The 24,779-nt window shown below is 62.3% G+C and carries 30 protein-coding genes; 19 read left to right on the top strand and 11 right to left on the bottom strand.

All coding sequences use genetic code 11. The annotated features are described in order from the left end of the window. The first annotated feature begins 1 nt into the window (after position 1). The gene (locus NKI39_RS11190) at positions 2 to 1,132 is read left to right on the top strand and encodes a metallophosphoesterase (protein ID WP_352472656.1); all 1,131 of its coding nucleotides are present in this window, start codon (positions 2 to 4) and stop codon (positions 1,130 to 1,132) included. 63 nt (positions 1,133 to 1,195) lie between these two features. On the opposite strand, the gene NKI39_RS11185 is transcribed toward NKI39_RS11190, so the two are convergent. After that, the gene (locus NKI39_RS11185) at positions 1,196 to 1,375 is read right to left on the bottom strand and encodes a CsbD family protein (protein WP_254820647.1); all 180 of its coding nucleotides are present in this window, start codon (positions 1,373 to 1,375) and stop codon (positions 1,196 to 1,198) included. Positions 1,376 to 1,522: 147 nt separating this feature from the next. On the opposite strand from NKI39_RS11185, the gene NKI39_RS11180 reads away from it, so the two are divergent. Both NKI39_RS11180 and NKI39_RS11175 read left to right on the top strand, forming a co-directional pair. After that, the gene (locus NKI39_RS11180; RefSeq protein ID WP_352541615.1) at positions 1,523 to 2,191 is read left to right on the top strand and encodes a glutathione S-transferase family protein; all 669 of its coding nucleotides are present in this window, start codon (positions 1,523 to 1,525) and stop codon (positions 2,189 to 2,191) included. A gap of 83 nt (positions 2,192 to 2,274) precedes the next feature. Beyond that, a complete protein-coding gene (locus NKI39_RS11175) occupies positions 2,275 to 3,030 on the top strand; it encodes an SDR family NAD(P)-dependent oxidoreductase (protein ID WP_352743455.1) in 756 nt (251 codons plus the stop codon). A 19-nt stretch (positions 3,031 to 3,049) separates the two neighbouring features. On the opposite strand, the gene NKI39_RS11170 is transcribed toward NKI39_RS11175, so the two are convergent. Further along, positions 3,050 to 3,901, bottom strand: coding sequence for a LysR family transcriptional regulator (locus NKI39_RS11170; RefSeq protein ID WP_352743457.1), 852 nt, complete (start codon positions 3,899 to 3,901; stop codon positions 3,050 to 3,052). Between the two features lie 97 nt (positions 3,902 to 3,998). On the opposite strand from NKI39_RS11170, the gene NKI39_RS11165 reads away from it, so the two are divergent. The 7 genes from NKI39_RS11165 to NKI39_RS11135 all read left to right on the top strand — a co-directional run bounded on the left by NKI39_RS11165 (position 3,999) and on the right by NKI39_RS11135 (position 7,509). Continuing rightward, positions 3,999 to 4,460, top strand: a complete 462-nt coding sequence (locus tag NKI39_RS11165) for a RidA family protein (protein ID WP_352831817.1) — start codon at positions 3,999 to 4,001, stop codon at positions 4,458 to 4,460. A 66-nt stretch (positions 4,461 to 4,526) separates the two neighbouring features. Then, positions 4,527 to 5,318, top strand: a complete 792-nt coding sequence (locus NKI39_RS11160) for an SDR family oxidoreductase (protein WP_352831815.1) — start codon at positions 4,527 to 4,529, stop codon at positions 5,316 to 5,318. Between the two features lie 440 nt (positions 5,319 to 5,758). Then, complete coding sequence (locus NKI39_RS11155) at positions 5,759 to 5,968, top strand: cold-shock protein (RefSeq protein WP_010915421.1); 210 nt, start codon at positions 5,759 to 5,761, stop codon at positions 5,966 to 5,968. A 348-nt stretch (positions 5,969 to 6,316) separates the two neighbouring features. After that, positions 6,317 to 6,544, top strand: a complete 228-nt coding sequence (locus tag NKI39_RS11150) for a hypothetical protein (RefSeq protein ID WP_023677608.1) — start codon at positions 6,317 to 6,319, stop codon at positions 6,542 to 6,544. Next, positions 6,544 to 6,951 carry a hypothetical protein gene (locus tag NKI39_RS11145; protein ID WP_352517839.1) on the top strand — a complete coding sequence of 136 codons (408 nt, stop codon included), beginning with the start codon at positions 6,544 to 6,546 and terminating at the stop codon, positions 6,949 to 6,951. Before NKI39_RS11150 ends, NKI39_RS11145 begins: the two co-directional genes overlap by 1 nt. 1 nt (position 6,952) lies before the next feature. Further along, positions 6,953 to 7,117, top strand: coding sequence for a hypothetical protein (locus NKI39_RS11140; RefSeq protein ID WP_023722752.1), 165 nt, complete (start codon positions 6,953 to 6,955; stop codon positions 7,115 to 7,117). Between the two features lie 50 nt (positions 7,118 to 7,167). Continuing rightward, the gene (locus NKI39_RS11135; RefSeq protein WP_352517854.1) at positions 7,168 to 7,509 is read left to right on the top strand and encodes a YkgJ family cysteine cluster protein; all 342 of its coding nucleotides are present in this window, start codon (positions 7,168 to 7,170) and stop codon (positions 7,507 to 7,509) included. 34 nt (positions 7,510 to 7,543) lie between these two features. Here NKI39_RS11135 and NKI39_RS11130 read toward each other — a convergent pair whose 3' ends face one another. Then, complete coding sequence (locus tag NKI39_RS11130; protein WP_352517838.1) at positions 7,544 to 8,464, bottom strand: AraC family transcriptional regulator; 921 nt, start codon at positions 8,462 to 8,464, stop codon at positions 7,544 to 7,546. Between the two features lie 170 nt (positions 8,465 to 8,634). Between NKI39_RS11130 and NKI39_RS11125 the strand changes: the two genes are divergently transcribed. Further along, a complete protein-coding gene (locus tag NKI39_RS11125; protein WP_352517837.1) occupies positions 8,635 to 9,054 on the top strand; it encodes a nuclear transport factor 2 family protein in 420 nt (139 codons plus the stop codon). An 86-nt stretch (positions 9,055 to 9,140) separates the two neighbouring features. Then, complete coding sequence (locus NKI39_RS11120) at positions 9,141 to 9,752, top strand: LysE family translocator (RefSeq protein ID WP_352684918.1); 612 nt, start codon at positions 9,141 to 9,143, stop codon at positions 9,750 to 9,752. Positions 9,753 to 9,778: 26 nt separating this feature from the next. Here the strand turns inward: NKI39_RS11120 and NKI39_RS11115 are convergent, their stop codons facing one another. From NKI39_RS11115 to NKI39_RS11105, 3 genes are read right to left on the bottom strand one after another with little or no spacing between them, the layout of a single operon-like run. Beyond that, positions 9,779 to 10,165 (bottom strand): nuclear transport factor 2 family protein, encoded by a 387-nt coding sequence (locus NKI39_RS11115; RefSeq protein ID WP_352831813.1) that lies wholly within the window; start codon positions 10,163 to 10,165, stop codon positions 9,779 to 9,781. Positions 10,166 to 10,181: 16 nt separating this feature from the next. Further along, on the bottom strand, positions 10,182 to 10,628 hold the full coding sequence (locus NKI39_RS11110) for an OsmC family protein (protein WP_352831811.1): 447 nt from the start codon (positions 10,626 to 10,628) through the stop codon (positions 10,182 to 10,184). A 49-nt stretch (positions 10,629 to 10,677) separates the two neighbouring features. After that, positions 10,678 to 11,688 (bottom strand): zinc-dependent alcohol dehydrogenase family protein, encoded by a 1,011-nt coding sequence (locus NKI39_RS11105; protein ID WP_352831809.1) that lies wholly within the window; start codon positions 11,686 to 11,688, stop codon positions 10,678 to 10,680. 95 nt (positions 11,689 to 11,783) lie between these two features. On the opposite strand from NKI39_RS11105, the gene NKI39_RS11100 reads away from it, so the two are divergent. Then, positions 11,784 to 12,383 carry a TetR/AcrR family transcriptional regulator gene (locus NKI39_RS11100; protein WP_352771820.1) on the top strand — a complete coding sequence of 200 codons (600 nt, stop codon included), beginning with the start codon at positions 11,784 to 11,786 and terminating at the stop codon, positions 12,381 to 12,383. A gap of 246 nt (positions 12,384 to 12,629) precedes the next feature. Here the strand turns inward: NKI39_RS11100 and groL are convergent, their stop codons facing one another. Together groL and groES are read right to left on the bottom strand one after the other, a co-directional pair. Then, positions 12,630 to 14,285 carry a chaperonin GroEL gene (gene groL / locus NKI39_RS11095; protein WP_352481739.1) on the bottom strand — a complete coding sequence of 552 codons (1,656 nt, stop codon included), beginning with the start codon at positions 14,283 to 14,285 and terminating at the stop codon, positions 12,630 to 12,632. Positions 14,286 to 14,347: 62 nt separating this feature from the next. Beyond that, positions 14,348 to 14,644: a co-chaperone GroES gene (gene groES / locus NKI39_RS11090; protein ID WP_006203049.1), complete on the bottom strand. Its 297-nt coding sequence runs from the start codon at positions 14,642 to 14,644 to the stop codon at positions 14,348 to 14,350. A gap of 218 nt (positions 14,645 to 14,862) precedes the next feature. Between groES and NKI39_RS11085 the strand changes: the two genes are divergently transcribed. Continuing rightward, positions 14,863 to 15,798, top strand: a complete 936-nt coding sequence (locus tag NKI39_RS11085; RefSeq protein WP_352831807.1) for a bifunctional helix-turn-helix transcriptional regulator/GNAT family N-acetyltransferase — start codon at positions 14,863 to 14,865, stop codon at positions 15,796 to 15,798. Between the two features lie 40 nt (positions 15,799 to 15,838). Here the strand turns inward: NKI39_RS11085 and NKI39_RS11080 are convergent, their stop codons facing one another. Continuing rightward, positions 15,839 to 16,129 (bottom strand): BBE domain-containing protein, encoded by a 291-nt coding sequence (locus NKI39_RS11080; protein WP_352831805.1) that lies wholly within the window; start codon positions 16,127 to 16,129, stop codon positions 15,839 to 15,841. 362 nt (positions 16,130 to 16,491) lie between these two features. Between NKI39_RS11080 and NKI39_RS11075 the strand changes: the two genes are divergently transcribed. From NKI39_RS11075 to NKI39_RS11060, 4 genes are all read left to right on the top strand, one after another. After that, positions 16,492 to 16,971: a MarR family winged helix-turn-helix transcriptional regulator gene (locus NKI39_RS11075; RefSeq protein WP_352474535.1), complete on the top strand. Its 480-nt coding sequence runs from the start codon at positions 16,492 to 16,494 to the stop codon at positions 16,969 to 16,971. Continuing rightward, positions 16,968 to 18,146 (top strand): HlyD family secretion protein, encoded by a 1,179-nt coding sequence (locus NKI39_RS11070; RefSeq protein WP_352474507.1) that lies wholly within the window; start codon positions 16,968 to 16,970, stop codon positions 18,144 to 18,146. Before NKI39_RS11075 ends, NKI39_RS11070 begins: the two co-directional genes overlap by 4 nt. Positions 18,147 to 18,450: 304 nt before the next feature. Beyond that, positions 18,451 to 19,986, top strand: coding sequence for a DHA2 family efflux MFS transporter permease subunit (locus tag NKI39_RS11065; RefSeq protein ID WP_023674328.1), 1,536 nt, complete (start codon positions 18,451 to 18,453; stop codon positions 19,984 to 19,986). A gap of 173 nt (positions 19,987 to 20,159) precedes the next feature. Continuing rightward, positions 20,160 to 22,847 (top strand): EAL domain-containing protein, encoded by a 2,688-nt coding sequence (locus NKI39_RS11060; protein ID WP_352831803.1) that lies wholly within the window; start codon positions 20,160 to 20,162, stop codon positions 22,845 to 22,847. A gap of 43 nt (positions 22,848 to 22,890) precedes the next feature. Here NKI39_RS11060 and NKI39_RS11055 read toward each other — a convergent pair whose 3' ends face one another. Then, positions 22,891 to 23,409 (bottom strand): CAP domain-containing protein, encoded by a 519-nt coding sequence (locus NKI39_RS11055; RefSeq protein ID WP_352541602.1) that lies wholly within the window; start codon positions 23,407 to 23,409, stop codon positions 22,891 to 22,893. A 235-nt stretch (positions 23,410 to 23,644) separates the two neighbouring features. Next, positions 23,645 to 24,100, bottom strand: a complete 456-nt coding sequence (locus NKI39_RS11050) for a MarR family winged helix-turn-helix transcriptional regulator (protein WP_352831801.1) — start codon at positions 24,098 to 24,100, stop codon at positions 23,645 to 23,647. Positions 24,101 to 24,162: 62 nt separating this feature from the next. On the opposite strand from NKI39_RS11050, the gene NKI39_RS11045 reads away from it, so the two are divergent. Beyond that, positions 24,163 to 24,612: an SgcJ/EcaC family oxidoreductase gene (locus NKI39_RS11045; protein WP_352831800.1), complete on the top strand. Its 450-nt coding sequence runs from the start codon at positions 24,163 to 24,165 to the stop codon at positions 24,610 to 24,612. The last annotated feature ends 167 nt before the right edge of the window (positions 24,613 to 24,779 follow it).

Here is a 24,779-nt window from a genome sequence, read left to right as displayed (position 1 = left end):
CATGATGCATCGCATTCCCGCCCGGCCGGTTTCCCGGCGCAGGTTCCTGATGCAGGCAGCGGGCCTTGCCGCGGCCGGCGCCGTTTCGCACCCGGCCTTCGGCCAGACCGGCCAGCGCATCCCGCCGATCGACGCCACCTTCTTGTTTATCGCCGATGTCCATGCCTGCCGCACGGCGAACGGATTGAGCCCGCATTGCGAGCAGGAGGGCAAGACCGACGCTGCCTTGCTGCGCAACGTCGCCGCACTCAACGGCGTCGGCGACAGGCAATGGCCGGCTGAAATCGATGGCGTTGCCACCGGCCTGCGCTCGACGGGCAACATCGGCACGCCGCTCGGCCTGGTCGTTGGCGGCGACATCACCGATGATGGCGGCGGCCAGATCACCCAGCCCAGCGAGGGCACGCAACTGCTTCAGTTCAGCCAGCGCTACCAGCAAGGCGTCGGCCCCGACCGCGTGCACATGCCGGTCTATGTCGGCCTCGGCAACCACGACCTCGACCAGAACGGCCCGCGCTCGCATGTCGACTGGTACCGCCGCGAAATGCGCGACTACGTCGAGGTCAACCACCGCCCCGGCGTGTTCTTCAAGCCGCCTGCGCCGGCGACCGACTACGATGTCGGGACCGATTGCTATTCATGGGATTGGGGCGGCCTGCATCTTGTCCAGACGCACCGTTTCGCCGGCGATACCGGCCATGGCGCCACCAGCAGCCTGCCATGGCTGAAGCAGGACCTGGCAACCTATGCCGGCGACGGCCGCCCGGTCATCCTGTTCCAGCATTATGGCTGGGATACTTTTTCGATCGAAAGATGGGACGCCGCCGAGAAAACCTTCGACGACGGCGGCAAGGGTCCGCCCCACTGGTGGAGCGAAGCCGACAGGCAGGCGCTGCTGGCTGTGCTGAAGGGTTACAACGTCGTCGGCATCTTCCATGGCCACCAGCACGCGACGCCGATGATCTACCACCGTGACGGGGTCGACTTGTTCAAGCCGAAGGCCGCCTTCATGGGCGGCTTTGCGTTGGCGCGGGTGACGGGAAACAGCATGGATGTGGTGCTGGGCGAAGCCGCCGGAGATCATGGCGAGGTCACCTTCACCAATGCATACAGCAAAAGCCTGACTTTCTGACGGGCAGGAGAGGGCCAAAAAAGGCGGCCGAGCCGCCTCTTCCTGGTTCACGAAGGGCCGGCGTCAAAGCGCCTTCTTCACCTTGTCCTTCACGTCGCCGTAAGCCTTCTGCATCTTGCCGGTGGCCTTGTCGACGTCGCCTTCGGCCTCGGTGCGCCTGTTGCCGGTGGCCTTGCCGGCGGTCTGCTTGACCGAGCCCTTGGCTTGCTTGGCAACGCCGGCAACCTGATCCTTGTTCACCATCTCGCATCTCCTGGACCGTTCGCCTGGAGAAACGGTCGCGGATCGCTTAGGTTCCGGGTTCTGCCCGTCGATTGGGATAGCTTCCGGCCGCGAAGCCGACAGGATAGGGTGCACCAGAACGCCCGAACAGACAGGGCCGGAGGGACAATGGCTGAATTCACGCTCTTCATCGGCAACAAGTGTTTTTCGTCGTGGTCACTGCGGCCGTGGCTGGCGATGAAGCATCTGGAGATCCCGTTCGAGGAAGGTCTTGTGCGCCTGCGCACGCCCGAGACCGCGGCCAATCTGGCCAGGATATCGCCGACCGGCCAGGTGCCGGTGCTGAACCATCGGCTGCCGAATGGCGAGGTCCGGATCGTCTGGGAAACCCTTGCCATCCTTGAATATCTTGCTGAGCTGTTTCCCGAGAAAAAGCTCTGGCCGGCCGACATCGGCGCCCGCGCGCTGGCCCGCTCGGCGGCGACAGAGATGCATTCCGGCTTTCGCGAGGTCCGCTATGGCTGGCCGATGAATTTGCGCCGGCCGAAAGGCCACAAGCCGCTCGACGCCGAAGGTGAGGCGCAACGGGCGCGCATCGAAGGGCTATGGCGCGAATGCCGCGAAAAATACGGCAAAGGCGGGCCGTTTCTGTTTGGCCGTTTCACCGCGGCCGATGCCATGTACGCGCCGGTCGTCACCCGCTTCGACACCTATGGCGGCACGCTGGCGCCCGACACCCGCGCCTATGTCGACGCCGTGCTTTCAATACCGGCGATGCGCCACTGGTATGCCGAGGCGGCGAAAGAGCCTTGGCCGGAGCCCGGTCCCGACGAATAGAGCCGAGCAACCGAGGAGCCGGTCTTCCGCTTTGCGGCCCACGGCCTATCTGAAGCTCGGGCAGGGGCCTTGGAGACTTCACAATGACTTCTGTTTCTTCCGCACTGGCCGGCAAGGTCGCACTCGTCACCGGCGCCTCCTCGGGCATCGGCGAGGCAACCGCTGTGGCGCTCGCAGCCGCCGGGGCCAAGGTGGCGATTGCCGCACGTCGCGCCGATCGTCTCGAAGCGCTGGCCGCACGTATCGAAAAGGCCGGCGGCACGGCGCTCCGCATCGAGGCCGACGTCACCAGCAACGACGATGTCACCGCCATGGTCGACAAGGTTGTCACCGAATGGGGCCGCCTCGACATCCTCGTCAACAATGCCGGGGTGATGCTTCTGTCGCCGGCCGCCGAGGCGTTGCTCGACGACTGGCGCCGCATGATCGAGCTCAACCTGCTGGCGCTGATGGGCGTCACCAAGGCGGCGCTGCCGCATCTCAGGGCCGCCAAGGGTCACATCGTCAATGTCTCGTCGATCGCCGGCCGCGTCGCCAATCCCGGCGCCAGCGGCTATGCCGCAACCAAGTTCGGCGTCGTTGGCTTTTCCGAATCGCTGCGCCGCGAAGTCTATGCCGATAAGGTTCGCGTCACCGTCATCGAGCCTGGCCTTGTGCGCACCGAACTCGGCGACCATGTCACCAACCCGGCGGCGAAGGCCGGGCTCGACCAGCGGCTCGCCGCCATGGAGGCGCTGACCGCCGAGGACATCGCCGCGGCCATTCTCTACGCCGTGGGCCAGCCGGCACACGTCAACGTCAACGAGATCGTCATCCGCCCGACTGACCAGGAACGGTGAACGGCGTCAGATATTTTCGCTACGCCTCAAATCCCGCCCGCAGGAAATCGCCACACTCCTCGACCAGCCGCGACGGGTCCCTCGCGAGGTAGACGCCGAAATCCGCCATCGGCGCCGGCGGCAGGTTGAAGCGTCCGTTGAGGCTTTGGCAGTCGGGCGGTAGTCCTTCCTGCAGCAGAAGGCCGATGCCAAGCCCGGCCCTCAGCGCCGAGATCAGCGTCGCGAAAGTCGACACGCGGCAGCCGATCTTCCAGCCGATCCCGGCCTCGGCGAGCGAGGCCAGCATTCTGTCCTGCCAGGAGCAGGCGCCTTCGAAGATGATCAGCGGAAGCTCGACCTCGTCATCGATCTCGATCATGCGGCTTGCCGCCCAGACCAACTGTCGTGACAGATGGCCTCGCGGCGCCTTTGTGAAGCGCGCCGGATCGGCCATGACGATGTCGCATTTTCCTTCGCCCAGCGACTTGCTGAGATCGCTGCTGCTGGCTGATGTCAGCTCGATCTCCACGGAAGGATGCCGGCGGCGGAAGTCGGCAATGATCAACGGCAGCCGTGTCACCGCCAAATCCTCGACGATGCCCAGCCGGACACGGCCGACCAGCCTGCGGCCTTCTATCTCGCGCCTGGCATCGTCGCCGATCGCGATGGCCTTGCGGGCGAAGGCGAGCAGGATCTCGCCGGCCTCGGTCAGCGTCACGCCGCGCGGCGAACGGCGCAGCAGCTCGGCGCCGACTTCACCCTCGAGGCGCTGAAGCTGCATACTCACCGCCGCCTGGGTGCGGGCAAGCCGATCGGCGGCCCGGCTCACCGTTCCCGTATCGGCCACGGTGACGAAGGCGCGCAGCAGCCTGATGTCGATATCTCTAGTCATAAGAATTCCTGATAGCTGTGTCAGCACTATCAGGCTACCCGAAAGCCCGATCTGAATTCAAGGTCCGCTCGCACCAACGAAAACAGGAGCAGCCACCTTGTCCTACAGACGAAGATTTGAGGAGTTCGGTGTTGCCTGGCCGTCGCTCGATCGGCCCGCTTTGCCGTTCTCGCCGACGGTTCGGGTCGCAGACATCGTCTATGTCTCCGGTCAGATCCCCGAGATCGGGCAGGAGATCGCTGCGATCGGCCAGGTCGGCGCAGAGATCGTTCTGGCCGCGGCGCGGAACGCCGCCCGGCTCTGCGCGGCCAACATCGTCTATTGGCTCGACAAGGAACTGGACGGCAATCTCGACCGTGTTGTGAAATTCGCCAAGCTGACCGTCTATGTGAACGCGGCGGCCGGCTTTGCGGCCTATTCGGAGGTCGGCAACGGAGCATCCGAATTTCTGCTCCATGTTTTCGGCGAGCGTGGCGAGCATGCCCGCTGCTCGCTCGGCATGGCCGGCTTGCCGGCCAATGTTCCGGTCGAAGCCGACGCCATTGTGCATGTCCGCTGATGCACGCCCAAAGCATGCACTCAGGGCTTATCCGGGAGTGCGCAGTGAAACCAGAGGAGGCTTGGCTTGATAAGTACAAATCTTGAGGGGCGGAAGGCGCTGGTTCTCGGAGGAGGCAAGGGCCTGGGTTTCGGCGTCGCCGAAGCGCTCGCGGCGAAAGGCGCGGAGATCATCCTGGTCGGACGAGGGGAGGAGACCCTGGATGCGGCGCGGCGCGCGATCGAGTCCGCCGGCCCCGTCTGCTCGACCTTCAGCGCCGATCTTTCCGATAACGACAGCGTCTCCCGGCTGATCCGTGCCGTCGAGGACGAGCATCAGCGGATCGACATCGTCCTGCTCAATGGCGGCGGCCCGCCGCCCTTCGCGGCCAGCGTCTTCGATGCGAGCGTCTGGGAAAAGCAGTTCACCAGCATGGTGCTGAGCCAGATGCGCATCGCCATTTCTTTCCTGCCAGGCATGCGGGCACGGCGCTGGGGACGCATCATCGCCGTTTCCTCCACGTCCGTCCGCGAGCCGATCCCCGGCCTCACCGCTTCGAATGCGTTGCGCGCGTCGCTTGCCGGCTGGGCCAAGACCCTGGCCGGCGAAGTGGCGGCGGACGGCGTCACCGTCAACCTGTTGCTGCCTGGCCGTTTTGCGACGGACCGGACGAAGCGGTTCGACGCGATGGACGCCGCCGACAGGGGTGTGGACGCTGCTGTGATCGCCGCCGAGAGTCAGGCCGAAATCCCGGCAAAGCGCTACGGCACCCCCGCCGAATTCGGCGCGGTTGCCGCGTTCCTGGCCAGCGACGACGCCGCCTATATCACCGGCGTGGCTTTGCCGGTGGATGGCGGGCTCAGCCGGGCCATGCTGTGAGGGGCAGGGTGCAGCGGCGCGAATGGTCGCATCACAGGAACGCCCCTCGTGCCTTTTATCTGCGCGGGGGGCGTCCTGTTTGTCGTCCGCCTTTTCTCAAGATCGCTCTTTCGAGAACGGCGTTCGACACCGAAAAAAATGCCCCGGCGCCAAAATGGTTCCCGGCTGATTGGTTTTTTCGGCGGGCAATAGCCCGGCTTTCGCCGTCCGATGTGCTGGCGCGGGCCGCCGCCGCGCGTCTCCGCGAGTGTGGCAAATCAAAAAAATTGACACAACGCGCAAAGAAGTCTATAAGAATTTTGTCGATATTTGTTTGACCGACTTTTGTTATCCGCGTGCCTAGGCGCGCCTTTGGCGAACTTCCCCCATCAAAGTCGAGACAAACGTTGTTGTGCATCCGCATGACGGCGAACGAATATTTGCCATGGAAAGGGTTCGTTATGAGCACAGGCACAGTTAAATGGTTCAACGCCACCAAGGGTTTTGGTTTTATTCAGCCTGACGACGGTTCTGCCGACGTTTTCGTCCACATCTCAGCCGTCGAGCGCGCCGGAATGCGCGACATCGTCGAGGGCCAGAAGCTTGGCTACGAGATGGTCCGCGACAACAAGTCGGGCAAGATGTCCGCCGACCAGTTGAAGGCGGCCTAAAACGGAATTCAGCCTCACCGGTGACCACGGATGTACTGGCACCGGTGAATGGCAAATTCCAGCGCACGATCGCGGGATGTTAAATCTCGGAGCGGATCATGTGCATTGAGAAGAACGTTTCTTTGCGCGTTTCTCGGGATGCGCAGGCGCTCTTATGGAAGGTCAGGCGGTGCCTGGCCTTTTTCATTTTTGCGCTTCGACCGCCGAAAGAGCGCTGCTCGACGGCCCGGACGTGCTAAGGACGTTCCAGCAATTTGAACCGGCTGCCGTATTGCTTTGTGCGGGATCCTGGCCGAAAGACCAGTCTCGCCACTTTTCGGCGGCGTGCTCCGAACCGGGAGAAAGACCTTGACCGCAACTTCAAAAAAACCCCGCGACCAGGCCGAATCCATTTTCAGCAAGACGCGGACCCAGTCGATGTCGCTCGACCGCATCAATTCCGAACGGGATGCCGTCAGCCAGGCCCGCGAAGCCAAGACCGCGCGGCTGCGCGAATTGCGGCTGGAGAAGGAAGCCGACGACATGGCGGCGGCGGTTGCGCTCGCGGCCTCGCCGAAACGCGCAGGCAAACGCTGATGGCCACCAAACGCGTGCCTCAAAAGGCGATCGCCGCAGATTCGACCATCGCCGATGTCGTGGGCGAACTAGACAAGCCGGTCGAATATGTCCGGCGCGTGCTCGAAAAGCTCGAGCGCTGCAGGCGTGTCCACGGCGATGCCCAGGTTCGGCTCGGCGTGCGCGGTCGTGCCGAATGCCCCAATTATCTGATTGAATACGTCCGGGAAAACGCCAAGACCCGCGAGCGCATGACCTTTCAGGATGCCGCTTACAGCGGCAGCACGCATCGCGAGCTGGCGCCCCGGCACATCGAGGAAGCCAGGAACTGGTCGCCCGAAGAAATGAACATCACGGCCGTTTCGGCGCTCATCGGCCGCCTTCGCAATCCGAATGCGCCATCATCGCGTTTCTCTGACGAGGATTGATATGGCAATCAAGTTTTCCGCCAAGGGCCAGCCGGCAGCGCCTGCTGCCGCCGTGAAGCCGGCCAAGCCGGCGGCCGCGCCAAAAACCGGCGAAGCCGCCGAAGCGGGCACCGATCTGTTCAGGTCGCCGGCGGAAGCACCGCCGCGCAAGCCCAAGAAGAAATAGCGTCCTTGCAGCAAAATGCCGACCGGAAATCTGCGCCAAGGCTGCTTGCCCTGGCGGTCGCAGAGGAGTTTTCGTCGCCACAAGAGGGCGTCGGTCCGATTGCCTTCGATTGCCAGACCTGTGGCGCCTGCTGCGCCTACTCGTCCAGATGGCCGCGCTTCTCCACCGAGGATGACGCGCAGCTCGACCTTATCCCGCAAAAATACGTGGCTGCCGACGAAGCCGGTATGCGCTGCGACGGCGCGCGCTGTTCGGCACTGTGCGGCGAGGTCGGCAAGTCAACGGCCTGCGGCATCTACGACATCCGCCCCGACGTCTGCCGCGCCTGCATGCCGGGCGATGACGACTGCCTGATCGCGCGTCGGGCTCACGGTCTGCCGACGCTTGAATGACGGCCCTCGGGCTGGCGTCCCAGTTTGAATTTCGTCAATCAGATGCGCGAAAGTCGCTGCGGTAGAGGCCGGGCGATCGTCCGGTCAATCGTTTGAATGCCTGCGAGAACGACGGCACCGATTCATATCCGACGGCGCGCCCGATCTCGCCAATGTTCTGGTTCGTTTCCCGCAGAGCCTTGGCGGCAAGGTTCATCCGCCACCGGGTCACATAGGACAGCGGCGGCTGTCCTACCAGTTGAGCGAAGCGACGCGCGAAGGTGGCCCGGGACTGTGCTGCGCCGCTGGCAAGGGAAGCGATGGTCCAGGGATTGCCCGGCCGCTCGTGGATCAGGCGCAAAGCCTGCGCAATGCCTTTGTCGCGCAAGGCGCCAAACCATCCCCCTGTTCCGAGTGGCTGATGTTCGATCCAGGCGCGCAACAAGAAGATCAACGTGCTGTCGAGAAGGCGTGGGGCGACAATGTCGTGGCCGCCGAGATCGCCTTTCGCTTCGACCTGCAGAAGTTCCAGGGCAAGCCGCAGCGGCTCGCTGGTGTCGATCTGATTCCGGGTCAAATGAATCAGCGGAGGAAGCAGCGAAACCATCGGATATGGCCCGACGCCGTCGAGTGAATATCTCGCACAAAGAAGAGTTGTCGCGCCGCTCTCGCTTTTCGGTTCCAGTCCGCTCCGATTTGCGGAAAGGACGGCGGATATCGATGCCGTCGGTGCATCCGCCGGATTGCAAAGGGCATGCCCGATACCGCTCGCGACAAGGATGACATCTCCCTCGCCTAAGCGGATCGGCTCCCTTTCACCGGCTAACCGCAGCCAGCATTCGCCGTTCTGTATGACGTGGATGGCGGCATTCCTTGTCGGATCCACCGAAATACCCCATGGCCGATGCAGGGTCGCGCTGCCGATCATGGCGCTGCCAAATCTCAGCGAAGCAAGAACTTCGGACAAGGCGTCCATGAGAACCATCCTCCAACGATGAATAGGACGACGCTATTAGACGATTGGATAAGAATCTAGTGGAATAGCGTATCGACCATCTCACAATCGCAACAGATCATGTTGGCAATGTCGGCGTGCGGACGCTCCTGTCCACACCGGGCAGAAGCAGGCACGGGAAGGAGCAAAACATGCGTGACGAACCATCAAATCCATTTCCAGCCGAGAGTCATAATTCGCTCGAGACCAACAAGACGATCGTCCTGGACTTCATCGACAAAGCAGTAAACCAAGGCAACATCGAAGCTGCTTCGATGCATTTTGGCGAACGCTACATCCAACACAATCCGAACATTGCGGATGGTGCGGAAGGCTTCAAAGCCTATCTGCAGCAGCTCAAACAGTCATTTCCCCTCGTGAAGGGAGAGGTGAAGCGGATTTTTGCCGAAGGGGATTTCGTCATCGTGCACATGCACGCAAAACGCGAACCGGAGGAGGAGGGCTTGGCCATTGTCGACATTTTCAGGCTGAAGGACAGCAAGCTGGTCGAACACTGGGAAGTTCGGCAGCCCATCGCGGATAGCAAGCTGCACGCCAATAGCATGATCTGAATGCGGACAGGCTCTCAGGCTGGCTTGTGCCCGCACGTTTCGCTGATTACGCTGCCGGCGGCGGGGCCAGCACCGGGAGACCATCTGTGAGCATCGAATTTCTGTTGACGTCGCTGATTGTCGTGGCTTCGCCCGGCACCGGCGTTCTCTATACGCTGAGCGCCGGGCTTTCACGTGGTGCGCGCGCCAGCATCATTGCCGCTTTCGGCTGCACGCTCGGCATCATTCCGCACATGGCGGCCGCCATCACCGGCCTCGCGGCACTGCTGCATACCAGTGCCGTCGCCTTCGAGACGCTGAAATATCTCGGCGTCGCCTACCTGCTCTACATGGCCTGGAACACGCTGAAGGAGAAGGGCGGCCTGAGCGTCGAAGAAAATGTCGCGCCGCGCTCGGCCGGCAAAGTGATCACTTCGGGCATCCTCATCAACATCCTCAACCCAAAACTGTCGATCTTCTTCTTTGCCTTCCTGCCGCAATTCGTCAGCACCACCGAACCGCATGCGCTGTCGAAGATGCTGGAACTCAGCAGCATCTTCATGCTGCTCACCTTCGTGGTCTTTGTCGGCTACGGCGTTTTCGCGGCGTCAATCCGCAGCCATGTCGTGTCGCGGCCAAAGGTGCTGACCTGGATGCGCCGTACCTTCGCCGGAGCCTTTGTCATGCTCGGCGCCAAACTGGCGCTGGCGGACCGGTAGACAGGAAGGTCGCGGGCAGCGCAAATCTATCCCTTCACATAGCCCATGGCCTCGACAATCTGCCCGTCCGCCACGCGCATCAGGTTGACGCCGCGTAGCGAATTGCCGTCGGCCATCCAGTAGCGCCAGCGGATCGTCGCCCGATCACCGGCGACGAAAGTTTCTTCAATGTCGAAGCGCGTGCCGGGTCCGGTTGCGATCGCCGACCACAGTTCGACGCAGGCGCCCTTGCCGATGCGGCGGGCGCCGTCCGGGGCCGGCGTGGTGTTCTCGATCACGCAATCTTCCGCCACCAGATCGTCGAGCGCCGACGGGTCGTGGCGCTGGAAGACGTCGTTGTAGCGCCGCATGATCTCGGCCGTTTCGGCGGAGCGTTTGGCGGCGGCGACGTCGATGACGAGTTCCTGTGTCATTGGATATTCCTTCCCTTCAGTGATCGGTAGCGGTTTCGATGAGGCGGGCCTTGAGCGTGATCACTGCGACGCCGGCCAGCGCCCGCGACACGAGGCAGCTCTCCTTGGCCGTCTGCGCCAGCCGCTCGAACTCCCCCGCCGCCAACCCGGCGACGCTTGCCTCGGTCTCCAGCTCGATGCGGGTCAGCGTCGGTCCGGCCGCGGTGGCGCCGAGATGCGCTTTGGCGATCGTGTGGATGCGTGCGGGAGTGTAACCTTCGCGGCCGAGGACGGTGCTCAGCGCCATCGAGAAGCAGCCGGCATGCGCCGCCCCAATCAATTCCTCGGGGTTGGTGCCGGGACCGTTCTCGAAACGCGACGGGAACGAGTAGGCGCCTTCGAAGACGCCGCTGCCGAGCTTCAGCCGGCCCGAACCTTCCTTCAACGATCCCTGCCATTGGGCCTTTGCTTCACGAATGGTCATTGTGTCTCTCCTTTGATTTGAGGGTCGATCAGATTTTGGGGCGGACCAGTCAGGCGCCGTTGACGACCACTTTCCCGAAGACGTCGCCTTGCTGGAAATAGCGGTAGGCGTCGTTGGCCTCGTCGAAGGCGAACACCTTGTCGATGACAGGCCTGAGGCGATGCACCGAGATGGCGCGCAGCATGGCTTCGAGATTGGTGCGATTGCCGACGAACAGGCGGCTGATGGTGGCGAGGCTGCGCTGGTAGACCGGGCCGGGGATCTGCACCGTCCCGCCTTTCGCATCCTGTACGGTGAGAAGCACGATGCGCCCGTAAAGCGCGCAGGCGATCATCGATTGCGCGAAGGTCGGCGGGCCGCCGGTCTCGACGACGAGGTCGATGCCGCCGGTCTGCTCGCGCACCGCAGCACCCCATTCCGGCATGTCGGCGGTCGAGACGACGAGGTCGGCGCCCAGCGCCCGCAGCCGGTCCAGCTTCTCGTTGCGCGAGCTGACTGCCACGACACGGCAGCCGAGCAGCTTGGCGAATTGCAGCGCAAATAGCGCGACGCCACCTGAACCGATGACAAGAACCCATTGGCCGGGCTTCGGCATTTCGGCCGCCGTCACGGCATTCCAGGCGGTCAGGCCGGCGCAGGTTAGTGTCGCCGCTTGATGCCAGTCGAGATGATCGGGAAGCCGCACCGCCCATTGCTCGTCGAGCACGGCGTATTCGGCCAGCATCCCGTCCAGCGTGCAGCCAAGCTGGTCGATCAGACCGGCATTGATGCGGCCATCGATCCAGCGCGCAAAATAACTGCCGGTGACGCGGTCGCCGACCGCAAAGCGGGTGACGGCCTCGCCGACCGCAACGACTTCGCCGGCACCATCGCTCAGCGGAACGACCCCTTGGCGCGGCGCCAGTGGATAGCTGCCGTTGAGGATCATCGTGTCGCGGCGGTTGAGCGAAGCGGCGCGGACACGCACGACGATCTCGTGCGGCTTCGGCGTCGGCTGCGCCTCGTCGCGCGTCACCAGGCACTTGGTCCCGCAGGTTCCTTCAAGACGATAACTGCGCATTTGCCTCTCGATATGTAGACTGATTTACATATTATGTAGACCGGTTGTCATATTCGAGGCAAGGCCTATAATGCTCACTCCTGACAGAGGTTGACATGGCGAACGACACCCGTACCCGCATACTCGAGACCACGGGGCGCCTGCTTCGGCAGCGCGGCTATCACGGCACTTCGCTCAACGACATATTGAGCGCCTCAGGCGCGCCGAGAGGCTCGCTCTATTTTCATTTTCCGGGCGGCAAGGACCAGCTGGTCATCGAGGTGACGCGCGACAGCGTCGAGGACGTCTCGAAAAGGCTGGGCGAGGCCCTTGCGGCCGAAAAGGACCCGGCGGTGGCCGTCCACCACATCTACCAGTCGGTCGCGCGCATGCTGGAAGACAATCGGTTCACGCTCGGTTGCCCGATCGCGCCCGTGGTCTTGGACTCGCCGATCGACATGCCGGAACTGGCCGAATTGTGCCGGTCCGCCTTCGAGCAATGGATAGGCTTGCTCAGGGCGGCCTTCGTCAGGGCAGGGGTGCCCGAGCGACGCGCGCACGCGCTGGCATTGCTGGTCGAATCATCGCTTGAAGGACTGATGGTGATCGCACGCGCCACCCACGACCGCGCCCCGGTGCTGGCGGTAGCCGATGAGGTCGCGGCGCTGATTGAGGGGGCATTGCCGGCCAAGAGTGCCGCTGCCGCGGTGCATTGACGTTTATGCCTTCATCGCATCGAAGGCGGCGCGGCGTTCCGCCAAAAGGGCCAAGGCTGCAGCTCGACGATTCATGTTCTGCGCCGCCGCGACGCCTGGAAGCAACGGCATGGTAGCCGAACAGACGCGTCCTGCGGGATACGCGCCTGCTTACTTGGGATCGGACGGCCTCTCAATTTCCGCCACATCAACGAAAAAGGGCGGCATCGCTGCCGCCCTTTCCGTAAGCTTGCGAGATTGGCTGGATTAGAAGTCCATGCCGCCCATGCCGCCCATGCCGCCGCCGCCCATGCCGCCAGGCATGCCGCCGCCAGCCGACTCCTTCTTCGGAGCCTCCGCGATCATGGCTTCGGTGGTGACCAGCAGGCCGGCGACCGAGGCCGCGTCCTGCAGGGCTGTGCGCACAACCTTGACCGGATCGACGATCCCCATGGCGATCATGTCGCCATATTCGCCGGTCTGGGCGTTGTAACCGAAGGTCGCGCCCTTGTTCTCAAGGATCTTGCCGGCAACGATCGATGCTTCCGCACCGGCGTTGGCCGCGATCTGACGGGCCGGAGCCTGCAGCGCGCGACGCACGATGCTGATGCCCGCGGTCTGGTCGGAGTTGGCGCCGGTTGCCTTGATGCTCAGCGAAGCGCGCAGCAGTGCGACGCCGCCGCCGGGAACGATGCCTTCTTCGACGGCCGCGCGGGTCGCGTTGAGGGCGTCATCGACGCGGTCCTTCTTTTCCTTGACTTCCACTTCGGTCGCACCGCCGACGCGGATGACGGCAACGCCGCCCGCCAGCTTGGCGAGACGTTCCTGCAGCTTCTCCTTGTCGTAGTCCGAGGTGGTCTCCTCGATCTGCTGCTTGATCTGGGCGACGCGGCCCTGGATCTCGGCCTTCTTGCCGGCGCCGTCGACGATGGTGGTGTTCTCCTTGGAGATCGACACCTTCTTGGCGCGGCCGAGCATGTTGAGGCCGACATTCTCGAGCTTGATGCCGAGGTCTTCGGAAATGACCTGGCCACCGGTGAGGATGGCGATGTCTTCCAGCATGGCCTTGCGGCGATCACCGAAGCCCGGCGCCTTGACGGCAGCGATCTTCAGGCCGCCACGCAGCTTGTTGACGACCAGCGTGGCCAGGGCCTCGCCTTCGACGTCCTCGGAGATGATGACCAGCGGCTTCGAAGTCTGCACGACAGCCTCGAGGATCGGCAGCATGGCTTGCAGGTTGGAGAGCTTCTTCTCGTGGAGCAGGATGTAGGCGTCTTCCAGATCCGCAACCATCTTTTCGGCGTTGGTGACGAAGTAGGGCGAGAGATAGCCGCGGTCGAACTGCATGCCTTCGACGACTTCGAGCTCGGTCTCGGCGGTCTTGGCTTCCTCGACCGTGATGACGCCCTCATTGCCGACCTTCTGCATCGCTTCCGCGATCATCGAGCCGACCGAAACGTCGCCATTGCCGGCGATGGTGCCGACCTGGGCAACCTCTTCCGAGGTCTTGATCTTCTTGGCGTTCTTGATCAGCGTTGCGACGACGTCGGCGACGGCGAGGTCGATGCCGCGCTTGAGGTCCATCGGGTTCATGCCGGCGGCAACCGCCTTGTGGCCTTCCTGGACGATCGACTGTGCCAGAACGGTCGCGGTCGTAGTGCCGTCGCCGGCGATGTCGTTGGTCTTCGAAGCAACTTCGCGAACCATCTGCGCGCCCATGTTCTCGAACTTGTCTTCAAGCTCGATTTCCTTGGCGACGGTGACGCCGTCCTTGGTGATGCGCGGTGCGCCGAACGACTTGTCGATGACGACGTTGCGGCCCTTGGGGCCGAGCGTGACCTTCACCGCGTCGGCGAGGATGTTGACGCCGCGCAGCATGCGCTCACGAGCGTCGCGGGAGAATTTTACGTCTTTGGCAGCCATTTTTAGCTCCTGGCAGGGGCTTGGATTGAGCCCGAAGATTTAAACGAGGGTGAGGCCGATATTCAGCCGATGATGCCCATGATGTCGGATTCCTTCATGATCAGAAGGTCTTCGCCATTGAGCTTGACTTCGGTGCCCGACCACTTGCCGAACAGGATGCGGTCGCCGGCCTTGACGTCCAGCGGGACGAGCTTGCCGGCTTCGTCGCGGGCGCCGGAACCGACGGCGATGATCTCGCCTTCCTGCGGCTTTTCCTTAGCCGTATCGGGGATGATGATCCCGCCCGCGGTCTTGGATTCGGATTCGACCCGACGAACGACCACGCGGTCATGAAGCGGGCGGAACTTCGACTTTGCCATTTTTTATTCCTCGATGAGAATGGTGAGAACAGTTCCTCCGTCCGGCGGCGCCGGACATGTGGTTAGCACTCATCTTGGGGGAGTGCTAACGTGGCGCTGAAATAGGCTGGCAACTCGCGCGAGTCAAGGCGCCCGGTGGGCATCATCAGGAACAATTGCTTCAAACGGATACTTGACCAAGTCAACTAAATCGCTGATCTTGCGGGGAGGAGGATGCCATGACCATTCATCATCACCCAGGCAAGGAACTGATCGACGCGGTGCGGGCCTTCAACCGCTTCTACACCCGCCAGATCGGGCTGCTCGACGAAGGGCTGCTGAAAAGCACCTTCTCGCTGACCGAGGCGCGGGTGCTCTATGAGCTGGCGCATCGCGATGGCCTGACCGCCACCGACCTTGCGCGCGATCTCGGCCTCGATGCCGGTTATCTCAGCCGGCTGCTGAAGAAGTTCGAGGAGCGTGATCTGGTCGAGCGCGCCACGATCGAGGCGGATGCGCGGCGCTCATCGATCGCGCTGACCAAGGCCGGGCGGCAGGCCTTCGCGCCGCTGAACCAGGGTTCGCACGACCAGGTCGCGGCATTGCTCGACCGACTTTCGGTTGCCGAACAGGACAGGCTGGTCAGGGCCATGCAGATGGTGCAGCGTCTGCTGGGCGGAAGCACCGAGCCCAAAATTCCCTATATGCTGCGGCCTCTGCAAATCGGCGACATCGGCTGGATTATCCATCGCCAGGGCCTGCTCTACGCGCAGGAATATGGCTGGGACGAAACCTATGAAGCGCTGGTCGCCGAAATCCTCGGCGCATTCGTCAAATCCTTCGATCCGAAATGGGAACGCAGCTGGATCGCCGAGCGGCAAGGCGAGGTCGTCGGCTCGGTCTTCGTCGTGCGCCAGTCGGACGCGGTGGCGAAGTTGCGCCTGCTCTATGTCGAGCCGTCGGCGCGCGGCCTCGGCATCGGCAAGCGGCTGGTCGAGGAATGTATCGGCTTTTGCCGCGCCACGGGTTACACGACACTGACGCTGTGGACCAACGGCGTGCTCGCCGCCGCTCGCCACATCTATGAGGCTGCGGGCTTTAAATTGACCAACGAGGAGCGCCACCATTCCTTCGGCAAGGATCTGGTCGGCCAGAACTGGAATTTGGAGCTGTAGCAGCGCCGCAGAATTTCGAGCATCGGCCCGGGGCGGTCGCTCAGGTCGCAGGCTTAATGTTTTGGTTCAAGCGAAAGAAATTGGTGGGATCATACTTGTTCTTTAGTGCGGCCAACCTCGGATAATTCTCGCCGTAAGCCGCCAGAACCCGATCAGTGCCCTCTTCGCCGAGATTATTCGCATAGACGCCGCCGGTCGAGAACGGTCTCATTGCATTCCACAGGTCGCGCGCCCATCGGATGTGCGTTTCGTCGTCAGACGGATTGTCCCAGATCGATATCGGGAAGCAATCGTAAAGTGCATCTCTGTTGGCGTAGGGCGTTCCGTCCATCGGTACTCGCGAGATGGCGCCGCCAACCTGCTGCAGGACCAGGGGACAGGAGCAATCCGGCGCTCAACTGGCGTGCCATACTCTCTCAGAGGTTGAATGATTTGCTGGCCTTCGTCGAGGGGGCCGATGTAGCACGCCGATATGCTGAAGAAGCGTTCGCCCGAGGGCGCCGTCACAAGCGCTGCATCCAGGCTCAGCTCATCTGGGGCGCCGCTCGAGAACCGCATCGCTTCGCGTTACAAGCGCCCGGCGTAATAAATTGCTAACTACGATCGCCCTGCACCGACTGCCATGCACACTCGCCGGCTTCTGGCACAATCCGGCTCCTTGAATTATGAGCACGCTTATTATATATGTCGCTCATGGTTTCCGACGGCATCGACAGATTGGGCTTTTTGATCCACGACGTACAGCGCCTGATGCGCAAGCGCTTCGAAGCGCGCGCCAGTGGTTTCGGCCTTTCTTCGGCGCAATGGCGGCTTCTGGTCCGCGTCGCCAAGGAGGCGGGTGTCGCGCAGGCGCGGCTTGCCGAGCTTCTCGAAATCGAGCCGATCAGCGTCTCGCGTCTTGTCGATCGCATGGAGGAGGGCGGCTGGATCGAGCGCCGTCCCGACGCAACCGACAGGCGAGTGCGCATGATTTTCCCGACCGCCAAGGCAAACGCGGCTTACACCCACGTCAAGAGCCTTGCCGGCGAGGTCTATGAGGAATCGCTCGTTGGCGTTTCGCCGGAAGATCGCCGCGTCCTGGTCAGGGCGCTGGAGACAATGGTGCAGAATCTTGCAGATGGTGAGGCGCCGCCCTCGGAAAAAGTGAAGAATACGGAAGGCACAGCAGCATGAACGCGGTAGCCAAACTAGATGAGAATGCGGCCAAGCTGGAGATGGAAGCTCCCGCGAAGCCGGCGGCAGCTCCGGTAACGGTCGCTCCGCAGATAGCTCCGGCGCCGGTGGCGCCGAAGCAGAAGCGCCGTGCCGGCCGCTTCCTTTTGATGTTTGTGCTGCCCGCTGCGTTGATCGCCGGCGGCAGCTATGTCTGGGTGACCGGCGGCCGCTATCAGGAGACCGAGAACGCCAATCTGCAGCAGGCCAAGGTGTCGATAGCCGCCGATACGGCGGGCCGCATCGTTCAGGTCGACATTTTCGACAACCAGTCTGTCAAGCAGGGCGACGTGTTGTTCGCTATCGATCCCGAGCCCTACCGGATCGCATTGGCCCAGGCCGACGCGGCGGTGGCCGGCGCACGGCTCAATGTCGAGCAGTTGCGTGCGGCCTACAGCCAGGCGCTGGCGCAGGAGAAGTCCGACGAAAGCCAGGTCCAGTACGCGCAGTCGCAATATGACCGCGCCGCCGACCTTGCCCAGAAGGGCATCAACGCCAAGTCGTCTCTGGACGAAGCCAAGAACGACCTCGACAAGGCGAAGCAGCAGCTGGCCGTGGCCCAGCAAGGGATCGTCAGCGCCAAGGCGGCACTTGGCGGCAATCCCGACATCGAGACCGACAAGCATCCAACGGTAATGGCGGCGCTCGCCGCACGCGACAAGGCGGCCTACGATCTGGTCCAGACCACGGTCAAGGCACCCGCCGACGGCATCATCAGCCAGGCCGCTTCGTTCAAGGTCGGCCAGTATGTCGGTTCGGGCACGCCGCTGTTTTCGCTGGTCGAGACCGGCGACACCTGGGTCGACGCCAATTTCAAGGAAACCCAGCTCACCAACATGAAACCCGGCCAGAAGGCCGAAATCATGGTCGATACTTATCCGGGCAAGACGTTCGAAGCCACCGTCAAGGCGATCGGCGCCGGCACCGGCGCCGAGTTCTCGCTGCTGCCCGCGCAGAACGCTACCGGCAACTGGGTCAAGGTCACGCAGCGCATTCCGGTCCGCCTGGAATTGACCGATGCCGACGCCAAGGCGGCGCTGCGCACCGGCATGAGCGCGACCGTCACGGTGGACACCGGCGTTTCCCGCGGGCTGCCGAGCATTTTCCGCCGCGCCACGGCAGGCGAGGCCAGGTAAAGAGGCCTGGTAGCGGCCGCATAGCAAACAGCGAGATGGATGCAGGATTGGTCCGAGGGAGGCGCGGGAAAAGTTGAATGCGTGGACGGGCTGCGCTGTAGCCTGCCTGAGCAGACAACGCCGCGCAGGATCTTCGGTCCTCAGGTTTCCGGGCGGCAGGCGCCCGCTTTGTCGAGACGCTCAGTCGATGTAACCCCCACATCGATGCTCGCGTCCCACCGCGATGAGGGTCTCTCTACAGCGGGGCCTCGCCGTCCGGAAACCTAATGTACACGTTTTTGTTACCTGCTGGAAGTTTTACGTCATGAGCAGCCCAGAACCCTTTCGCGAAGTACCGCACCGCGGCCTGATCACAGTTGCGCTCATGCTTGCGACGATCATGCAGGCGCTCGACACGACGATCGCCAACGTTGCGCTGCCGACCATGACCGGCGATCTCGGCGCCTCCCCCGACAACATCAACTGGGTGCTGACCTCCTACATCGTTGCCGCGGCGATCATGACGCCGGTGACCGGCTGGCTTGCCGACCGCTTCGGCCGCAAGGAGCTGTTCCTGACGGCCGTGGTCGGTTTCACCGTCTTTTCAATGCTGTGCGGCATCGCCTGGAGCCTTGAGACCATCGTTTTGTTCCGGCTCATGCAAGGCGTGTTCGGCGCGGCCATCGTGCCGCTGTCACAGACCTTCCTACTCGACATCAACCCTAGGGAACGCCACGGCCAGGCCATGGCGATCTGGGGCGCCGGCATCATGCTGGGACCAATCCTTGGCCCGACGCTGGGTGGCTGGCTGACCGAGAATTTCAATTGGCGCTGGGTGTTCTTCATCAACCTGCCGGTCGGCATCATCGCCTTCCTTGGCATGGCGGCATATCTTCCCAGCGTCGCCCGGCGGGTGCGCAGCTTCGATTTCTTCGGCTTCACCATGCTCTCGCTCGGTGTCGGCGCGCTGCAGCTGATGCTCGATCGCGGCGGCGAGGTCGACTGGTTTTCCTCGATCGAGATATGGATCGAGCTTGGTCTTTCCATCACCGGCTTCTGGGTATTCACCATACATACGTTGACGGCGGAGCACCCCTTTATCGACCCCAAGATCTTCCTCGATCGCAATTTCGTCACCGGGCTGGCGTTCATCTTTGTCATGGGCGTGCTCATCCTGGCGAGCATGTCGCTGCTGCCGCCAATGCTGTCGACCATCTTCGGCTATCCGACCCTCACCATCGGCGTCGTCCTGGGGCCGCGCGGTGTCGGCACGATGATCGCGATGCTGTTCGTCGGGCGGATCATGCACAGGATCGATGCCAGGATCCTCGTCGTCATCGGCTTCCTGCTGACCGCGCAATCGCTCTACACGATGTCGAGCTTTTCGCCGCAGATGGACAACTGGCTTATCCTCAGCTCCGGCGTCATCCAGGGCCTTGGAATGGGAATGGTGTTCGTGCCGCTGTCCACCGTGGCTTTCGCCACGCTCGACGCACGTTTCCGCACCGATGCAACGGCGCTGTTCAGCCTGGTGCGCAATCTTGGCTCGTCGATCGGCGTATCGGTGGTGACGGTTCTGCTGGTACGCAACACGCAGATCAACCACGCCGAGCTCTCGGCCTATATCAATCCGTTCAATCCCAACCTCTGGGCGGCATCGCCGGCAGCGGCGGGCGGCGATCCGACGGCGCTGTCGCTGATGGATCGCATGGTCAATATCCAGGCGATGATGATCTCCTACGTCAATGACTTCAAGCTGCTGATGATGATGACGCTGCTTGCTGTCCCGTTTGTTTTCCTGCTGCGCAAGCCAAAGGCTGCGCCGCCCGCCGGTGGGGCGCCTGCCGCGCATATGGACTAAGCCTCAGGGCTTACGGCAACCGCGACCGGCCACGGTTTCCGTTGCCGTGCCGGTCGCGTCGGCGTTGAGCCAGGTTCACCTGCCATTAGTATATCCGGACCAATATGCAGTCGCTTTTGGGTTGAAGGCGAGCCTCCTTTGCTTGCCTCAAGCATCAGCGGGAGGAATTGTGTTTGGCCACGAAGTCATCCAGGCAAACCGCCGACGCGCCCGAATCCGCAAATTTGACGACGCTGGCACAACTGGCGACTGCCTCATATGAGGCCCTCGAGTGCGAGCTTCGCGCCACGATTGCGGCACTTCAGGACCAGGCACTGCGGTTCCAGACCGCGATAGAGAACATCTCGCAAGGCATCTGTTTCTTTGATGCCGGTGAACGGCTGATCCTGTGCAATCGACGCTACGCGGAAATCTATCGCCTTGCCCCGGAGCAATTGCAGCCGGGTGCGGCGCTGCGCGAAATCGTCGAGCGGCGCGTCGCTGTCGGAACCTCGGCAATGAATGCGGACGCTTATCTGGCGTTGGCCCGGGCAGTCAATTCGGGCACGGCTTCGGGGAACTGGACAGCCGAGCTCGCCGATGGCCGGACAATTCAGGTCTGCCATCAGCCGATGCCTGACGGCGGCTGGGTGGCCACGCATGAGGACATCAGCGAGCTCAGCGCCAACCGCTTGGTCGTCGACGAGCGTATCTCCTTGCAGACGCTCATCGACCTGGTGCCTGACTACATGTGGGTGAAGGACACCGAAAGCCGCTTCGTCGTCGCCAACCGAGCCATTGCGTCCGACAGCGGTCGAGACAGCACGAGCGACATGATCGGTCTGAGCGACTTCGACCTTCACGCGCCGGATCTTGCGCAGAAATTTCGCCTCATCGAGCAGCAACTGATGCGCGACGGACAACCGATGATCGACGAGGAGGAGTTCGTCGTCGATGCGTCAGGCACCGGCAAATGGTTCCTGTCTACGAAACTCCCGTTGCGCAACGTTCAGAACAACATTTTCGGCCTCGTCGGCATTGCCCGTGACATCACTGCGCGCAAGCAGGCCGAAATCCTTCGCGACGGGCAGGCGCATATCCTCGAGATGATCGCAAAGAGCGCTCCCCTCGAAGACGTGCTCGAGCGGCTCATGCGTCTGGTCGAGTCCCAACTGGCGGGGATATTCGGTTCGGTCTTGCTGCTCGACAAGGATGGCAGCCACTTGCGCCACGCCGCCGCGCCGAGCCTGGCGAGAGACTACACCGACGCCGTCGACGGCGCCGCGGTAGGCCCAAGGGCAGGGTCTTGCGGTACCGCAGTCTATCGGCGCGAGCCGGTGATTGTCGCTGACATCATGCAGGATCCGCTTTGGCAGGACTATCGCGAACTCGCGCGGCCACACGGTTTGCGTTCATGCTGGTCGACGCCGATCCTGTCGCATCAGGGCGCCGTGCTCGGCGTCTTTGCGATGTATTCTATGACGGTGCGCGAACCGACCAAGGCCGAGACTCGCCTCATCGATTTCACCACGCGCATCGCCGGGATCGCCATCGAACGCAAACAGGCCGAAGACCGGATCCACTTCATGGCCAATCATGACGTGCTGACCGGGCTTCCCAATCGCGCCTTGTTGGAGGACCGGCTTTCACAGGCGGTCTTGTACGCCCAGCGATACGATCGCTGGGTGACGGTGGTGTTCATTGATCTGGACAATTTCAAATTCGTCAACGACACGCTCGGCCACAATGCCGGCGACGAGCTTCTGAAGACCGTCGCAAGTCGCATGGTCGACTGCGTCCGGGCGACCGATACCGTCGTGCGGCTTGGCGGCGACGAATTCGTCGTCGTGCTTTTCGACCAGCCGGCGAACGTCGATCTCGTTTCCGAGACCTTGCAAAAGCTCAGGGCTGCACTCGCCGAACCGGTTCGGCTCGGAGCGCATCTTGTGCGGGCGACGGCCAGCATCGGCATTGCCAACTATCCCAAGGATGGGACGGATCCCGATACGCTGCTGGCAAATGCCGACGCGGCCATGTATCGCGCCAAGGAGTTCGGCCGCGATAATTTCCAGTTTTACGCTCCGGAGTTCAACACCAGGGCGCATGAAAAATTCGTGCTTCAGGAAGAGTTGCGAAACGCCTTGGCGCGTTCGGAATTCACGCTGCTCTACCAACCGCAGGTGGACCTTCGGTCAGGTCGGGTTTTTGCGGTCGAGGCGCTGATACGCTGGAACCACCCAACGCTTGGCACGGTAATGCCGACGATGTTCATCCCGACCGCCGAGGAGACAGGTCTGATCGTACCGATCGGCGACTGGGTTCTGCATGAGGCGTGCCGGCAGAACAAAGCCTGGCAAGACGCAGGACTGCCGCCCTTGACCGTTTGCGTGAATGTGTCGGCGCGGCAATTCAGGGAGCGCAACCTGATCGATCGCATCGTCAGCGCGCTGAAGGACAGCGGCCTGGAGGCCAGGTATCTCGAGCTGGAGGTGACCGAGAGCCTTATCATGCAGGATATCGAGCTGGCGGTCGCCACCATGAACGCCCTGCAAAGCCTGGGTGTCCAGATCTCGATCGATGATTTCGGCACCGGCTATTCCAGCCTCAGTGCACTCAAGACCTTTCCCGTGGCGCGGCTGAAGATCGACAAGTCCTTCATCAAGGATCTCGCCGCCGACGAGAACGATCAGGCTGTGGCCAGCGCGGTGATTTCATTGGGGCAAAATCTCAACCTGAGGGTCATCGCCGAGGGCGTTGAGACAGATGATCAGGTTGCTTTCCTGCGCAGGAACAATTGCGACGAAATGCAGGGCTATCATTTCAGCAGGCCGGTTTGTGCGCAGGAGATCGAGGAATTGCTCGGCGGCGGCCGCAAAGACTGACGGATCGGTCGCCAGCAGGCTTCCGCCGTCCAAATGGTGGAGATTATCTGCCGAGCACAAGGCACCAGTAGCGAAGCGTGCTGTCGCGGCCGTCGCGCACATAGGCGAGGCCGAAGCGGGTGAAGCGCGGGTCGAGCATGTTGCGGCGGTGGCCTGGCGAATGCACCCAGATATCGAACAGCTTCTGCTGGTCGAAGCGGCCTTCGGCAATATTTTCGGCGGCAGCGCCGGCAATGCCATTGTCTTTGACGCGCGAGGCAAAGTCCTTGCCCCAGCCGGTGGTGTGATTCATTCGGCCGCCGCGCGCCATATATCCGGCCTGCTGGAGCGCCGCCTGCTCGAGCCGGGCATCGGGGGCGAGCGGCCCCAGACCCGCCGAAGCGCGGATGCCGGCCAGCGTGCCGGCGGCGGAAGCAGAGACACCGGCGCTTTCACCGGTAGGCAGCACGGCGGTTGCGCAGGCGGTGAGCCCGGCAAGGGCGCCAAGGCCGGCAGCTCTGAGCAGCACGCGCCTGCTTAGGCTTGGTTGGACCTCGTAATTTTCGATTTTCGTAACGGTCATGCCCGCCTGACATAACCGCGATCATGGCTTTTGCCGGGCAGGGCCGTGAAAATGCGTGATGAATGGTTTCGACGCGATGACACTTTGTCAGATTGATTTCACCGCTCAATCGAAACAGGCCTGCTCGGATGGCAGCATTCGCCCAGACGGCTGTTCGGGCTCGATACTCCCAGGAGCTCGATACCCAGTCAGGCCTTCACGGACAGAGAGTTTCTTTTGCCCTACCTTTGCGGCTTCACGAGCGCTGGCGAGGTATCCTCGGTTGCAAATTTTCGCTGGGGGATATCGCTTGCAGTGACGACCGCAGCGATTCGTGCGCCTGAGCACCAAGCAGCCTTCGGTATTGGTCTTCGAGACGCTGATTGAAATCGTGGACGGTCCGGATCACCGCAAGCGCCGCGTCAGTTGCAACGATTAATTTGGCCCGTCTGTCGTTCGGATCATGCGAACGCCGAACATAACCGAGGCGCTCCAGTTCATCGATCAACTCACCCATCGATGCTTTGCCAATGCCCGCACGCTCTGCGAGGACGCTGGGTCGGGTTCCTTCTGCGTCGATGTTGGCGAATACAGCGCCATGTTTGGGCTTGATTGCCGAATGGCCGCTCTCCCGGAGAACCTGGACCAAAGCGCTCGCCGACGATTGATAAGCATAGAGAAGCAGAGACTGCGTGTAGGGCTGATTATCCATCTTTTCAAACTTATATGGTGCCAATATAGTATGGCAACCGAACTATATGACAGGAGATCAGCATGGCTACCGGCAACGTCCGAACTGAAGGGGTGGAAAGTGTCGCGCACAGGCTGATCGAAGCTTGGAATCGTCACGATGCTCGCGCCTTTGCCGCCGTATTCGCGGCAGATGCCGAATTTACAAACGTCTTCGGGATGCAGGCGACTGGACGTGACAAGATCGAGCAGTTCCATGCCCCAATTTTTGAGAAGATGTTCAAGCACAGCCACCTATCCGCCGAAAGCGTGCGGAACAGGCTTGTTCGCCCTGATGTTGCCACGCTCGACCTGCGGTGGTCCATGACTGGCGCGCTCGATCCGATGGGAAACGAATGGCCGCGTCGGCGCGGATTAATCAGCGTAGTGGCGACGCGGGATCATGACGAATGGTTGATTGCAACGATGCACAATATGGAACTTGGGGACGATCAAATGGCAGAGTCTCAGGAGAAACTTCAAGAGGATAAGTAGGCTCTTCGTTCACGTCAGGATCGAAAGCGACAGCCAGCCAGCATGGTCAAGCCGATCTGATCGGGCAACGAGATCGAACGGCGGGTCAGGTGATCGGGATTGGCGAGCTATGCTACAGGAGTTGGTGCCGGATGGCGGTGCCTTGTCCCGGTTTGGCTGGCCACAAT

This window comes from Mesorhizobium sp. M0664 (genome assembly GCF_040320565.1).
Lineage (GTDB): Bacteria > Pseudomonadota > Alphaproteobacteria > Rhizobiales > Rhizobiaceae > Mesorhizobium.
Note: the sequence above shows the minus strand (reverse complement) of the source record. Positions and strands in the feature narration are given on the sequence as shown.